Raw genomic sequence first — 13,528 nt, 5'->3', positions numbered from 1 at the left:
CGGCATCGGGCCCAGGAACGCGCCGAGGAATGCGAGAATGGTGGGGAGCAGGCCGTTGCTCAGCACGTTCTCCCAGCTCCGCTCGTATTCGTATATTCCCATCTCCTTTTTGTCATACCCCTCGTAGCGCGTGACTATTACAGATATGAAGAGGAATGCGAGGAGGAGCGCGAGGTAGCTGCTCCCCCCGAAAAAGAAGGTCAGTATGCCCATGAGCACGGACGCGATGAGCCCTTTCTTGTCAAGCATTACCGCCATTCATTCCACACCTATGTTCCCGCCCTCGAGGCTTATCCTCCTGCCGAGGAACCTTGAGATTACGTACGCATTCGTTTCGGTATGGGTTGTGCCCGCGGATGTTTTAAACCCTGAGCCCCCCTCTGCAAGCGCGGCGTAGATGAGCAGCTGGTCCGCGAGATGGCGGTCAACTTCGCTGCCTGCGCGCTTCTCGGAGAGCAGGAAATCCAGGCATTCCTGGGCCACCTGCTCAGCCCGCCTGCCTTTTTCCCCGAGCGCGTACGCGCCCAGGAAACCGCTCCATGCGAGGATTGCGTTGGCCGGCTCGCCTTCCTCTTTTACTATTCGCACGCGCCCTATCTCGTTCTGCACGAAAACCTTTTTCTCGCGCACCCCTATGGAAAGCGGGAGGCCTGAAAGCCTTATGAGGACCGATGTCTCGTTTTCCCTGAGCCACGCCGAATTCCCTGAAAGCCTGGAAGGGCGGGCCTCCAGCTCGATTTCCCCGCCCCCTTTCGGGAAATAGCCTGTTTTGATGAGGCGGCATTTGGCTTCTGCGCCGAAAAGCGCTATGGCGGGCATGAACACTTTTTCAAAATAGTCATAGGATGGGCTTTTCATCACATGGGTGCCTCCTATTATGCGCACCGCGCTCGGTTTTGATGCGGATAAAAGGATGGGGAGCAGGGTCTGTGCGACCAGAACCGTCGAGCCTGCGGTGCCTATGTTGAACTCGTATTTGCCGCCCACTATTTCACCGGGCTCGAACGTGAATTCCGTGCTTCCTATCTCGCAATGGGAAAGGGTGCCTCTGCATATGCTCCTTACTGCGCGCGCTGCGGTGAGATGCTGGGCCGCCAAGCCCGGATTCGGCCGGTTCGCGCGTATGTTCCTCACCAGCACGGATTTTTTCGTTATGGAGGCTAGGGAAAGCGCCGTGCGGATTATCTGGCCGCCGCCTTCTCCATATGCCCCGTCTATTTCAATCATATGGAGATAGGGGATGAAGAGAAATTAAAAACCTAATCAAAGAAATGGACGCATGGGCATGCTCGAGGATTTCGAATTGCTGAAGAGGAACAGGTTCAGGCTCCTGCCTTACGGCTGGGCCAAGACTAAGACGGAAACACATCTCATCGCGAGGTCCATGGGCTACCCGGTGGCGCTCAAAATCATATCCGAGGGGATTTCGCACAAGACCGACGTGGGAGGTGTGAAAATCGGGATACGGAACGACCAGGCGCTTTCCCTGGCATACGACGAGATAATGGAGGGCGCGGAAGGGCACGAAATCCGAGGAATGCTGGTGCAGAAGATGGCCCGCAAAGGGATTGAACTGATAATAGGCGGGAAGAAGGACGCGCAGTTCGGGCACGTCATTGTGCTCGGGCTCGGCGGGGTTTACGTGGAGGTTTTCAGGGACATAACCGCGCGGCTGTGCCCCATCAGCGAGGCGGACGTGGAGGAGATGATTGACGAGCTGAAAAGCCACCCCATACTGAAGGGAACGCGCGGGCAGAAGGGAATAAGCGTAGACGGATTGAAGGAGCTGATGCTCGCGACGTGCAGGTTCATGCACAAGGATGACGTAAAGGAGCTGGACCTGAATCCGGTGATTTTCGACGACAAAGGCTACGACATAGTGGATGCGAGGATAAGCAGGTAACTGGTAACAAAAATGACTGGCAAAAAGAAAAAAGCGTACGTTTGGAGGCAAACGTTTGCGGTAATGAGCGCGAAGAGAATTGTCCCAGATGCATTTGCAGTGGTGAGGGATAAAAACGAAATCACGGTTGTAATCGAGCAATCGAAATTAAAAAAACTGAAACCAGAGGATGTGCTCAACGTTGAAAGGAATTGGAAGATAATAACGTTTGATGGTGTAATGGATTTCAACGTGGTGGGGTTTCTGGCCCGTATTGCGAAAGCTCTGGCAGAAGAGGGAATCAGCATATTCGCCATATCTTCTTATTCCACAGACCATGTGCTGGTCAAAGCAAAGAATGTTTCAAATGCTTTGCAGAAGCTCGAAAAAATCGGATTTGAAACCAGGGTGAAGTGATTGGAATACGAAAAGGTTTTGAAGAAGCTGAAGAAAAATGCGAATCCCGAAAACGTTGCGGGCATGGCGCGCTTCGGAATTAATCCGAAGAACACGCTCGGGATTTGCGCCCCTGAACTCATCGCGCTGTCCAGGAAAATAGGCATCGACCACAGGCTCGCGCTCAAATTGTGGAACTCAGGAATCCACGAAGCCCGGATACTTGCGGCCATGGTTGCGGACCATGAAAAAACCTCCGAATCCATGATGGAGGCGTGGGTTTCCGATTTCGATTCCTGGGACGTTTGCGACCAGGTCTGCTTCCGCCTCTTCGACAAGACGCCTTTTGCTTACAAAAAAGCCTTCGAATGGAGCAAACGCGAGGGGGAATTCGTAAAGCGCTCCGGCTTCGCCCTGATGGCATCGCTTGCAATCCACGACAAAAAAGCCCCTGATGCGAAATTCGAGAAATTCTACCCTACGATAAAACGCGAATCCGGGGACGGGCGGAATTTCGTGAGGAAGGCGGTAAACTGGGCTTTGCGCAACATCGGCAAACGCAGCAAAAGCCTCAACAAATCTGCGATACGGACTGCAAGGGAAATTGAAAAGCTTGACTCTAAGAGCGCGAGGTGGATTGCGAAGGACGCGCTAAGGGAGCTCCAGGGCGAAGCTGTGCAGAAAAGGCTGAGGAGATAGTGCATGGACAAACTGCTCAAAAACCTGAAATACCTGTTCGAAGCAAAGAGCCTCGCGGTGGTAGGGGCAAGCGACAATCCTGAGAAGCTGGGATGCGTGATACTCAAGAACCTCGTCGAAGGCGGTTTCGGGGGGAAACTTTACCCCGTAAACCCCAAGTACGGAAAACTGCTTGGGCTCACGTGTTACTCGGACGTGCTCGCAGTGGGCGGGAATGTGGATGCGGCGATAATTGCCACGCCTGCGCAAACCGTTCCTGGAATCCTAGAGCAGTGCGGACGGAAAAAGATAAAAAGCGCTGTGGTCCTTTCCGGCGGCTTTGCCGAAGTCGGGAACGACGCGCTCGAACAGCAGGTGAAAGGCATCTGCGTCAAAAACAATATCGCGCTCATCGGGCCGAACTGCCTCGGGGTGCTCAACCCGCACACACGGGTGGACAGCATATTCATGCCTTTCTACAAATTCCAGAGGCCCGCGCCCGGCTCTATTTCGTTCATAACCCAAAGTGGCGGGGTGGGGAGCACGATTGTGGACCTCGCGGCCAGCTACGGGGTCGGCATATCCAAATTCATATCCTACGGGAACGGCGCGGTTATTTCGGAGGCCGGGCTGCTGGATTACCTGGAAGCGGATGGGAAGACCGAGACTATCATACTTTACATAGAAGGAGCGAAGGACGGGAGGAAGCTTTTCGAGGCGATGAAGAGGACAAATAGGAAAAAACCGATAATAGTGCTCAAGGCTGGGAGAGGGGAGGAGGCGAGCGAGGCCGCGCGTTCGCACACCGGGAACCTCGCCGGGGATTACCTCGCGTACAAGGCTGCGTTCAGGCAGGCGAAGGTAGTAGAAGCCGAGAGCCTCGAGGAGTTGTTTGATTTCGTGAAGATATTCAGGCAGACGCTCCCTCGCGGAAGGAAAATCGGCGTGATAACCAACGGAGGCGGAATAGGAGTGCTTACAGCCGATGCGCTCCAGCAGGAAGGCCTTGAGCTGGGCAGGATGGAAACCGGGACAAAAAAGGCAGTTGGCGCTTCGCTTCCTTCGTACGGGAGCGCGGGCAATCCGCTGGACCTGATTGCCGACGCCGGAGTCGAGAAATTCTCCGGGGCGATAGAGGCGTTCATGCGGGACGCGAACATGGACGCGATAATCATCGATGTCTTGTTCCAGGTCCCGCCCATAGACGAGAGGCTGCTCAAGGTGCTCATAAAGGCGTCGGACGACAAGAGGAAGCCAATTGCGGTTGTTGCGATGGGCGGAAAGTACACCGAGGAGCAGAGAAGGATGCTGGAAAGCAACGGCGTTCCAACATACAACAATCCGCTCTCTGCGGTGAAAGCGGTGAAGAAGCTCGCTGAATACGCCGAGTACAGGAGAAGCCTCTGAATATTTTTTCACTTCTTTTTCAGGACGATGAAGAGATGGTCCTTGTCAAAAGGCTCAAGTTCCATTTCCTGCACGACATCAAAATGCGGTTCGAGCTTCTTCTTCACGATTGCGAAAACGTCGCGGGGGGATTTCAGCACGTCTATGCTCTGGCTCTTTATGCACAGCATCGCGAATCCGTCTTTCTTGAGGAATTTTTTCGCGTTGATGATGAGTATGTCGTCCTGGTCCGGCTGTGCAACATCCTGGTATATCACATCAACTTTGCCCACATCTTTGTAATCATCGGGCTTTCTCGCGTCCCCTAGTATCGGAACCAGGTTCTCCCTTTTTTCCGAGAGCGGAAGCAGCTGCCTCATGCTGGTCGCTGAAATCTCGACGCAGAAAACCGTTCCTTCAGGCCCTATTATGTCCGAAACATGGGAAGGGGTTGTGCCTGTGCTCGCGCCCAGGTAAAGAATATTCATCCCGGGCTGTATGGGCATTTCCTTCAGGCCGCGCCTTATCGCTCCGGCGAGCTTGCTCCTGTAGGGGTCCCATTCGCGGTATTCCTTTTCATCTATCTTATGGAGCTTTTCCCCGTAAACTCGGGCCCCGGGGGCCAGGTTTTCTGTGGCTAACCGACCGTCAACGCTGAAAACTCCTTCGAACAGTTTCACGACCATCTTAAATCACGCATAAAAACATGACGGGCTCGAGGGGAAATCCAGTTTCCGGTTTCGGATTTCGCGTTCCGAAACAGAAAATATTTGAACCCCTGGCCTACGGATTAAAAGTCCGCCGCTCTGGCCAAGCTGAGCTACGAGCCCACCACATATCCCCTTTTTTCTTTAAAAGAAAAAAGGGTCTGAGTGTTTCACCCTCAAAAAAGAAAGTGAGCTCCCAGGAATAACTTTAAGGTCGGAAATGTTTTTAAAATAACAATAGTGTTTAAAAGCCGTTTTAAGGATAAATAGAGTTACCCTGAGCAACGAAAGAGATTATTTTTGCAAGGGGGTATCACGGAACCGTAAGGTGCGTAGCACTTTGTCGGGGAAGTGGTCGGACTACCGACCACAACTGAAGGGGGCGAACTAATAATAAGAAGCCCCCTGTCGAGCTGGGTTGACAGATCGGCTATGTGCCCGCCTGCAGATTGGATTCGTCGGCGAACCGACGAATGCCTTCCTGCATAGCAGTAAGCGGGATAGAAGGGCTCAACTCCCTTACCCAGCTTAAATTTGCCTTACTTATTGGGCTCAGAAATAGAGCAGAACGCCCAGGATGCCGTGGATAAGCGCAAGCAGTATTGTTAGTGCGGCCATGCGAGGGTGCCATTTGAACGGAATGATTTTGCGGCCAGTGTAGTTCAGGAATCCTATGGTTGCGGTAGCGAGAAGCGAAAGCATCGTAGCTATTCCAATGTACATTATGAGCGGCTTCCCGAAAACCAGGTAATAGCTTATTTCCTGCAGCATGGCATCGTCTCCTGCGGCCTATTGCACCACTATCGCGCCCTTCATCGAAGGATGTATGGAGCACGTGTAATTGTACGCTCCCGGCGTGTCGAATTTGAACTCGAATGAATCGCCTGTGTTCAACGACTGCGAGTTGAACGTGCCTGAATTTATCTGGTGCGGCGCCGCGTCCTCGTTCGTCCATTTCACGGTCGCTCCGGCCTTCACAGTCAATGTCGCAGGGTTGAACGCAAAGTTCTGTATCGCCACCGTACTGCCCGTGGCGTTCCCGGCAGGAGGCTGCGTACTAGTGCAGCCAGCCAGCAGAAGCTCTGCAACAATCAACACTGCAATCAGACCGAGCATTTTTTTCATACCCCATCCCATAAAATTATCATTTTTTCAGCAGGCTTTTCGCGAACTTCCGCGCATTTTCCAAATCGTCTTCGTTCGGTTGCCCGAGATTTGTTGGTTCCTTGAATTTTATCGTCCAGAAAAGTATTTTCATCTTGGAAACTTCCCCCTTGCAGCAGAATTCCCCTGCGAGTTCAAAGCCTCTGCCCAGCACTTTTTCCGTGAGCGCGCGGTGGTGTTTTGGATTGCCTTCGCCCCCGGTGGAAAATACAAACGCCTTGTGTCCCTTCATATCAGGGAGCCTTCCCGCAAGTCCGATTATGCTCCTGTAAGGGGAACCTCCGAATATTCCTGTGCCGAAGCCGAGCATGTCGTAGTAAATCAGCTCGTCCACGCGCGCCTCCTTCACCGGGATTAATTTTGCATCGAGTGCCGCGGCCATTTCCCTGGCCACCTTCTCGGTGTTCCCGTTGGACAGGGATTCGTAAACTATGGCTGACTTCATGAGGGACACACTCTCGCAAAAAATTATTAAAGATAGGGTGCGACATGGGTGCGGTGGGAAATATGGATGAAGAAATGGTTCCTGGGAAAAGAAGCTTCCTGTTCATACTGCTCGTTACTATAGTGACCTGCGGGCTCTACTGGATTTACTGGTATTACAAGACCAACGCGGAGATGAAGGATTGCCTGAAAGTGAACTGCTCGCCCGGAGGCAGATTGGCGGCCTTGGTGTTCGGGTTCGCGCTGCTCGGGCTGCCGACCATATATGTATATTATCTGTGGCTCAGGGACGTCAACGACGAAGCGAAGAAGGCCGGGCTGGGCGGCTTGAGCCCGGTATTGAACGTTATCCTGCTGTTCATACCTTTGGGGACTTTGTACACCACATACAAGGTGCAGGCCACGCTCAATGACATATGGGATGCGGCAGGGAAAAACAAAATCACGCAGGCTCCTACACAGGCAGGCGCGGGAAAGAATGCCGAGCCTTCGGAAAAGGTGGTGGTGCTGTGCACGAGATGCAAGAACACCAACCCCGCGGGTTCCAATTACTGCATCAAATGCGGCCAGGAGCTGGGATAGGCCGCAAATAGGCCTGTTTTTAACTTTTATTTACCATAGAATAATACCGAAGCGGGCCCGTAGCGCAGCTTGGATAGCGCGGCAGCCTTCTATCCCATATCCCTTTTCTTTTTCCAAAAAAGAAAAGGGCTGAGGGCTTCACCCCAAAAGAAAAAGGTTATTTTTATCGGGTGATGGAGGAAAGCTGTAGGCCATGGGTTCAAAAGCTTTCGCTGACGCGAAAATTTGTCAGCAAGCTGACAATCCCATCGGGCCCGTTTATTTGTCCTTGTTTTCCTCCAGGTAGAGATAGAAGAACAATACTAGGCCGAAAATCTGGAATGGAATGATGAGCCAGGGGTTAAGTTCCAGGTATGAAAGAATGAAGCCCAATATGAGCGGGATATCGCACATTGCAAACGGAAGTATTAATGCGTCCGCCGCTCTGGGGGAGTTTTGCATTTTTATATTGCTCTTGCTTTTTCTGTAAATAGAAATCACCAGAGCGGCTTCAAGAAGTGAAATAACTGAGAAGAGAATAAAATAGCTGGAGTTGAGGAAAGCGTCAATGCTCAGCGAATTGTGGCAACTCAATCTAGAGCTGGAGAGATAGCACAGGTAGAATGAGATGGATGGGAGTACCACGTACGTGGGCAAAAGAAGCAGGGGGGAAAAACTTTTCTTCGCATAGGGCTGCGTGACGGGGTTCATAAAAGCACCTAGACCTATTTCCAAACATCCATTTTTATATTTTATCTGCTATAGGTAATATTCCAATCTGACTTCTCGAAGGTGGTTTCATGGAGCCGAAGGTTCAAGCAGTAGTAGAATTGATAAACACGGTTTTGGAGGACAGCTCAATACCAAAGAACATACGCGCTGTTCTTGCGAACGCGAAGACCAGGCTCATGTCGAGCGAGGAAACCACCATCAAGGTGAGCGCGGCCATATACATGATAGAGCCCGTGAGCGAGGACGTGAACATGCCGTCCTACGCCAGGACGCAGGTGTGGAGCATCATGAGCGCGCTTGAATCGATAAAGCACTAGGCGGTGGGCGTGGCGGATGGAGGCGCGCTGGGTTCCGGAAATTCGAATCAGGGCAGCGCGATTTCCGAGAGGCTGAGGGGAAGCGGGATAAGGCTGACCCTCGAGGCCGAGCTTATTCTCAAAAACGGGAGCGAAGAGCTGCTGAAGGAACTGCTTTCGCTCCAGAAACTTTTCATAGCAAAAGAAGATGCTGAAGCCGCGATTGCAAGACTCGGGGAAAATAAAGTGGAGGTGGTCCGCTCCTCGGAGCGCGCGCTTGCCTCCGAGTACGATTCTGACATAAAGATAATGCACCAATTAGATGTCACGGGTAAATCCAGGACCACCGGGAGCGTGGAGGATTTCACTGCCTATTTCCGCAACCGCTACCAGCGCATGAGCAGGCTCCTCTCTTCCGCGTCCAAGTACCCCACGGTGGGCCTTTCGGACATAAAGAAGGAAGTGAACGAGAATGTGCGCATAGTCGTGATGGTTTACGACAAGCGGGACACAAAGAAGGGGAGCGTGCTCCTGGAAGTGGAGGATTTAGAGGGGAGGTTCAAGGTCGTGGTGCCCAGGAACACCGAGAAGACGTACGCAAAGGCGAAGCGGGTGATACGGGACGAAGTGATTGCCATAACGGGCAAGGTGCTGGAGCATTTCCTCATCGCCGAAGACATAGACTGGCCGGACTTGCCGGTCATGAGGGAAAAGAAGCTGAGCGAAAGGGACGTGGCGTGCGCGTACATTTCAGACATCCATTTCGGCTCGAGGCATTTCCTGGAAAAGCAGTTCCAGAGGTTCATCGACTGGCTCAACCTGAAGGGAAGCGAGCGGGAAATAGCGGGCAAAGTGAAGTACGTGGTCATCGCGGGGGACATAGCTGACGGCGTGGGAATTTATCCGAAGCAGGAGAAGGACCTCACGATAAAGGACGTTTACAAGCAGTACGAGGTTTTCGACAATTACATGGAGATGGTGCCTGATTATATAGAAGTGATAGTGGGGCCGGGCAACCACGACGCGGTCAGGAGGGCCGAGCCCATGCCGGCGATAGACGACACGATGATAAAGAGCGACGTGATAAAGGTCGGGAGCCCTACCGCGCTGTCCATAGAGGGGATACGGCATGTCATTTACCACGGGACCTCGATGGACTCGATGATTTCAGGTATATCCGGGCTTTCATACAACAGCCCGGAGAAGGTCTCGCTCGAGTACCTTAAGAGGAGGCACCTTTCGCCAATATACGGGACAAACCAGGTGGTTCCTGAGCGCGTGGACTACATGGTGCTGGAGATGGAGCCGGACGTGCTTCATTGCGGCCACGTGCACAAGAACGGGTATGCATATTACCGCGGAACGCACGTGATAAACTCCGGGACGTTCCAGGACAGAACGGATTTCCAGGTCCAGCAGGGCCATATACCCACGCCTGGGCTGGTGGGGGTGCTGGACATGAAAGGCGGGAATTACAAAACGCTTGATTTCACAGGTGAGATGTGAATGAACGGATCCGAAGCGCCGAACGGCGAAACCGGAAACACAGGATATTGATATGCGTGATTGAAGATGCTGGTTGCAAGCGAAGAATATTTGCAGTACCTTGATTCGCTCAAGCAGGAGCTCGAGCGCACCTACGGGATAGCGAGCGAAGCGAGGAAGCAGGGATACGACCCTGCCGACGAGGTGGAGATAAAGATAGCGAAGGACGTGGCTTCCAGGGTGGAGGCGCTCGTCGGGCCTCCGGGAATTGCGAAAGTGATAAGGGACATGGAGGAGGCTGGGGTCGCGAGGGAGGACATAGCGTTCAAGCTGGCTGCGGGCATCGCTGGCGGCGAAATAATCCACGGCCAGACCGAGCAGCTCATCGAGCAGGCGGTCCGCACGAGCATAGGCGTGCTCACCGAAGGCATGCTCGTGGCTCCTACAGAGGGCATATCGAAAGTGAAAGTGAGGAGCAATCCTGACGGCACCAGCTACGTCGCAGTGTATTTCACCGGCCCGATAAGGAGCGCAGGGGGCACCGTGGCCGCGCTCGCGGTCGCGCTCGCGGATTACGCCAGGAAGGTCGCGAAGATAGGGGATTACCGCGCCACGGACGCTGAGATTGAGCGCTACGCCGAGGAGATGAACATCTACGAGGCAAGGGCCTCGCACCTTCAGTACAAGCCCCCGGACGAGGACGTGAAATGGATCGCCAAGAACTGCCCGGTGTGCATAGACGGGGACCCGACCGAGGATGCCGAGGTTTCGGTTTACCGGGACCTGCCCAGGGTGGAGACCAACAGGGTGCGCGGCGGAGTCCCGCTGGTGATGTGCGAAGGAATAGCGCAGAAGGCGATGAAGGTTTACAGGTATTCGAAAAAATTCGGGCTGGGATGGGACTGGCTCGAGAAGCTCATAAAGGTGAAGAGGAAGGAATCCGCGGTGGAGATAAAGCCGGACTGGACGTACCTGGAGGGATTGGTCGCGGGAAGGCCGGTTTTCGCGTACCCTTCGACAAAAGGGGGGTTCAGGCTGAGGTACGGGAAAAGCAGGACCAACGGGCTCATGGCCAAGAACATCCACCCTGCGACCATGGTGCTCCTTGATGATTTCACAGCAGTGGGGACGCACAACAAAATCGAGAGGCCGGGCAAGGGCGCGATAATGTCCGGATGCGATTCCATCGAGCCGCCGCTCGTGCGCCTGAAGGACGGGAGCGTGCTCAAGGTGAGGAGCACCCTGCAGGCAAAGGGGCTCAGGCGCGATGTTGAAATGATTCTGTTCATGGGCGACATGCTCGTGAATTACGGGGATTTCCTCAAGTCCGGCCATCCGCTCATGCCGTCCGGATGGTGCGAGGAATGGTGGGCCGAGGAATGCAAGGCCAAGAACGTGCAGCCCAAGGCTTTCCAGGGCGCGAAGGAGGCGTTCGAATTCTCGAAAAATTACGGGGTTCCGCTGCACCCCGAGTATACGTACTTCTGGCACGACATAGACGCGAACAAGATGAAGGCGCTCGCGTACTGGCTAGCAAAGGCTGAAGCGAGGTTCGACGCCGGGGAGCTCAGGGAGCTCTCGGTTCCCATGGGGGCCGAGAAGACCGTGCTCGAGGAGCTCGGGGTGGAGCACAGGGTCGCGGACGGGAAAGTGCGCCTTGATGCCGACCAGGCGTTCACCGTAATATCCTGCCTCGGGCTCGCAGTTTCTGCTTCAGGGGGGCTGAGCACGGAAAGGTTCGACAGTGTTTACGCTGAGGATAAAAAGGCGCTCGCGCTTGCATCCGAGCTTTCCGGATTGGAGATAAAGGCCAAGGCCCCTGTTTACATAGGAGCGAGGATGGGCAGGCCTGAGAAGGCGAAGGAAAGGGAGATGGAAGGCAAGGTGCATTCCCTGTTCCCGACCGGCTCGCCGAAGAACAGGAGCTTCACGAAAATGTACAGGGTGCTCAGGGCGAAGGAGGAGAAGAGCGTGTATGCTGATGCGGCGCGGTTCATCTGCCCGAACTGCAAGAACATAAGCACTTACAGGAGGTGCGAGCTGTGCGGCACGAGGACAATCGCGCAGAACACGTGCAAGGCGTGCGGGGCGCACACCGTGAAAAGCGAGCACTGCGGGCCCGCGCTCCCGTACGACAACCGGCCCATAGCTGTCGCGAGCCTCGTGGAGATGCTCAAGAAGCAGTTCGGCATGCTCCCGGAGGACATAAGGGGCGTGAAGGGCCTCTCGAGCTCGGCCAAAATCCCGGAGCGGCTTGAAAAAGGCTTTTTCAGGGCCAAGCACGAAGTGTATGTATTCAAGGACGGGACGTGCAGGTTCGACGCCACGGACATACCCATAACGCACTTCAGGCCCAGGGAGCTGATGGTGAGCGTGCAGAAGCTCAGGGAACTGGGGTACGCGAAGGATTGGCTGGGCAACGAACTCGAGAGCGAGGAGCAGATAGTGCCGCTCAGGCCCCAGGACATCATAATATCCGAATACGGGGCTGAATATTTCATGCGAGTGACGAAGTTCATGGACGACATGCTCGTGGGCGTGTACAACATGAAGCCGTTCTACAACATCGAGAAGAAAGAGGACCTGGTGGGGCAGCTCTTCATAGGGCTCTCGCCGCACACGAGCAGCGGGGTGCTGGTGCGGCTCATCGGGTTCACGAAAGCGAACGTGGGGTTCGGGCACCCTTATTTCCATGCGGCGAAGAGAAGGAACGCGGATGGGGACGAGGACGCTGTGATGCTGCTGCTGGACGCCCTGCTCAACTTCTCCAGGCGCTTCCTGTCCGAATCCAGGGGAGGGACCATGGACGCGCCGATTACCATATCCACCATAATAGATCCCAGGGAGGTGGACGACGAGGCGCACAACATAGAGATGGTTTTTTCCTACCCGCTGGAATTCTACAGGGCAGCAGAGCGGTTCGCGGCCCCGGGCGAGGTGAAAATCAAGACTGTGAAGGACGTGCTCGGGACCCCGGAGCAGTACAGCCAGCTCGGGCTGACCCACGACACCTCTGCGGTTGACGAGGGGCCGCTGCGCACCGCGTACGTCTCGCTCAAATCCATCCCGGACAAGATAGAGCTGGAGTTCGCGCTCGAGAAGCGCATACGCGCCGTGGATGTGAAGGACATATGCGAACGGCTCATACTCAGCCATTTCATACCCGACCTGTACGGGAACCTGCACTCGTTCTCGAGGCAGACATTCAGGTGCTCGGACTGCAACGAGATATTCAGGAGGGTGCCGCTAGTTGGGAAGTGCACCAGGTGCGGCGGCAAGCTCGTGCTCACCATACACAAGGGCGGGATTGAGAAATACCTGGAAATATCGAAAAGGCTGTGCGACGAGTACGGGCTTCCAGCTTACATGAAGCAGAGGCTGGACCTCATAGACAAGGAGATACACAGCATATTCGAGGATGAGAAGATAAAGCAGATGGGCATATCTGATTTTATGTAGCCGGCGATATGCATATAATCTTTATTGACCATTATTGATAACATGTATGTGAGGTATAGGCTACCAGTATCTACTTCCACACACAGAATACATCTGGGGGATACGCAAAAAGATGTGCATCTCGGCAGAATCAGGGTGCCGACTGTCCTGACAAATCCATTCAGTGAATTTAAGCCGCTCGTGGACGATGTACTTATTATAGGTGGGGTTAACAGAACGAACGGATTGAATCTAAGGCCCTTAAGCCTCGAAGTTTTGCATGCACTGTTCAGTGGCTGGTTGCAGAAAGAAGCCGCCAAGACACCCCCTAACGAGCGCGAGCTGGGCATTTTTTATGA

General features: G+C 54.1%; 16 protein-coding genes and 2 tRNA genes. 10 read left to right on the top strand and 8 right to left on the bottom strand.

Going from position 1 to position 13,528, the window contains the following annotated elements; genetic code table 11:
* Both WC488_02380 and rtcA read right to left on the bottom strand, forming a co-directional pair.
* Nucleotides 1-258: DUF92 domain-containing protein (locus WC488_02380; GenBank protein ID MFA5077248.1), on the bottom strand; the 258-nt coding region annotated here is incomplete at its 3' end.
* A complete protein-coding gene (gene rtcA, locus WC488_02375; protein MFA5077247.1) occupies nucleotides 259-1,227 on the bottom strand; it encodes an RNA 3'-terminal phosphate cyclase in 969 nt (322 codons plus the stop codon).
* Nucleotides 1,228-1,279: 52 nt separating this feature from the next.
* Here rtcA and WC488_02370 point away from each other — a divergent pair, with 52 nt between their 5' ends.
* The 4 genes from WC488_02370 to WC488_02355 are packed head-to-tail and all read left to right on the top strand — an operon-like array spanning nucleotide 1,280 to nucleotide 4,363.
* Nucleotides 1,280-1,903, top strand: a complete 624-nt coding sequence (locus tag WC488_02370; protein ID MFA5077246.1) for an acetate--CoA ligase family protein — start codon at nucleotides 1,280-1,282, stop codon at nucleotides 1,901-1,903.
* Between the two features lie 12 nt (nucleotides 1,904-1,915).
* On the top strand, nucleotides 1,916-2,299 hold the full coding sequence (locus WC488_02365) for an ACT domain-containing protein (GenBank protein ID MFA5077245.1): 384 nt from the start codon (nucleotides 1,916-1,918) through the stop codon (nucleotides 2,297-2,299).
* Nucleotides 2,300-2,977: a DNA alkylation repair protein gene (locus WC488_02360; protein MFA5077244.1), complete on the top strand. Its 678-nt coding sequence runs from the start codon at nucleotides 2,300-2,302 to the stop codon at nucleotides 2,975-2,977. It begins immediately after the preceding gene.
* A 3-nt stretch (nucleotides 2,978-2,980) separates the two neighbouring features.
* Nucleotides 2,981-4,363: a CoA-binding protein gene (locus tag WC488_02355; protein MFA5077243.1), complete on the top strand. Its 1,383-nt coding sequence runs from the start codon at nucleotides 2,981-2,983 to the stop codon at nucleotides 4,361-4,363.
* An 8-nt stretch (nucleotides 4,364-4,371) separates the two neighbouring features.
* On the opposite strand, the gene WC488_02350 is transcribed toward WC488_02355, so the two are convergent.
* From WC488_02350 to WC488_02330, 5 genes are all read right to left on the bottom strand, one after another.
* Entirely contained in the window at nucleotides 4,372-5,028 is a 657-nt protein-coding gene (locus WC488_02350) for a fibrillarin-like rRNA/tRNA 2'-O-methyltransferase (protein MFA5077242.1), read from the bottom strand.
* 24 nt (nucleotides 5,029-5,052) lie between these two features.
* Nucleotides 5,053-5,172: transfer RNA gene (locus WC488_02345), tRNA-Lys, on the bottom strand.
* 429 nt (nucleotides 5,173-5,601) lie between these two features.
* On the bottom strand, nucleotides 5,602-5,820 hold the full coding sequence (locus WC488_02340; protein ID MFA5077241.1) for a hypothetical protein: 219 nt from the start codon (nucleotides 5,818-5,820) through the stop codon (nucleotides 5,602-5,604).
* 18 nt (nucleotides 5,821-5,838) lie between these two features.
* A complete protein-coding gene (locus WC488_02335; protein ID MFA5077240.1) occupies nucleotides 5,839-6,186 on the bottom strand; it encodes a cupredoxin family copper-binding protein in 348 nt (115 codons plus the stop codon).
* 7 nt (nucleotides 6,187-6,193) lie between these two features.
* Complete coding sequence (locus tag WC488_02330; GenBank protein ID MFA5077239.1) at nucleotides 6,194-6,658, bottom strand: flavodoxin family protein; 465 nt, start codon at nucleotides 6,656-6,658, stop codon at nucleotides 6,194-6,196.
* Between the two features lie 62 nt (nucleotides 6,659-6,720).
* On the opposite strand from WC488_02330, the gene WC488_02325 reads away from it, so the two are divergent.
* On the top strand, nucleotides 6,721-7,239 hold the full coding sequence (locus WC488_02325) for a DUF4234 domain-containing protein (protein ID MFA5077238.1): 519 nt from the start codon (nucleotides 6,721-6,723) through the stop codon (nucleotides 7,237-7,239).
* Between the two features lie 53 nt (nucleotides 7,240-7,292).
* A tRNA-Arg gene (locus tag WC488_02320) sits at nucleotides 7,293-7,496 on the top strand.
* 1 nt (nucleotide 7,497) lies between these two features.
* Here the strand turns inward: WC488_02320 and WC488_02315 are convergent.
* Nucleotides 7,498-7,929, bottom strand: a complete 432-nt coding sequence (locus tag WC488_02315; protein ID MFA5077237.1) for a hypothetical protein — start codon at nucleotides 7,927-7,929, stop codon at nucleotides 7,498-7,500.
* An 89-nt stretch (nucleotides 7,930-8,018) separates the two neighbouring features.
* Between WC488_02315 and WC488_02310 the strand changes: the two genes are divergently transcribed.
* The 4 genes from WC488_02310 to WC488_02295 all read left to right on the top strand — a co-directional run.
* Nucleotides 8,019-8,267 (top strand): UPF0147 family protein, encoded by a 249-nt coding sequence (locus WC488_02310; protein MFA5077236.1) that lies wholly within the window; start codon nucleotides 8,019-8,021, stop codon nucleotides 8,265-8,267.
* Nucleotides 8,268-8,276: 9 nt separating this feature from the next.
* Nucleotides 8,277-9,752: a DNA-directed DNA polymerase II small subunit gene (locus tag WC488_02305; GenBank protein ID MFA5077235.1), complete on the top strand. Its 1,476-nt coding sequence runs from the start codon at nucleotides 8,277-8,279 to the stop codon at nucleotides 9,750-9,752.
* A 66-nt stretch (nucleotides 9,753-9,818) separates the two neighbouring features.
* On the top strand, nucleotides 9,819-13,190 hold the full coding sequence (locus tag WC488_02300; GenBank protein ID MFA5077234.1) for a DNA polymerase II large subunit: 3,372 nt from the start codon (nucleotides 9,819-9,821) through the stop codon (nucleotides 13,188-13,190).
* A gap of 42 nt (nucleotides 13,191-13,232) precedes the next feature.
* On the top strand, nucleotides 13,233-13,528 hold a 296-nt coding region (locus tag WC488_02295), incomplete at its 3' end, for a hypothetical protein (protein MFA5077233.1).

The organism is Candidatus Micrarchaeia archaeon (assembly GCA_041650355.1).
In the GTDB taxonomy this organism is placed as follows: Archaea; Micrarchaeota; Micrarchaeia; order Anstonellales; family Bilamarchaeaceae; genus JAHJBR01.
This window is presented reverse-complemented; position numbering and strand designations above follow the sequence as displayed.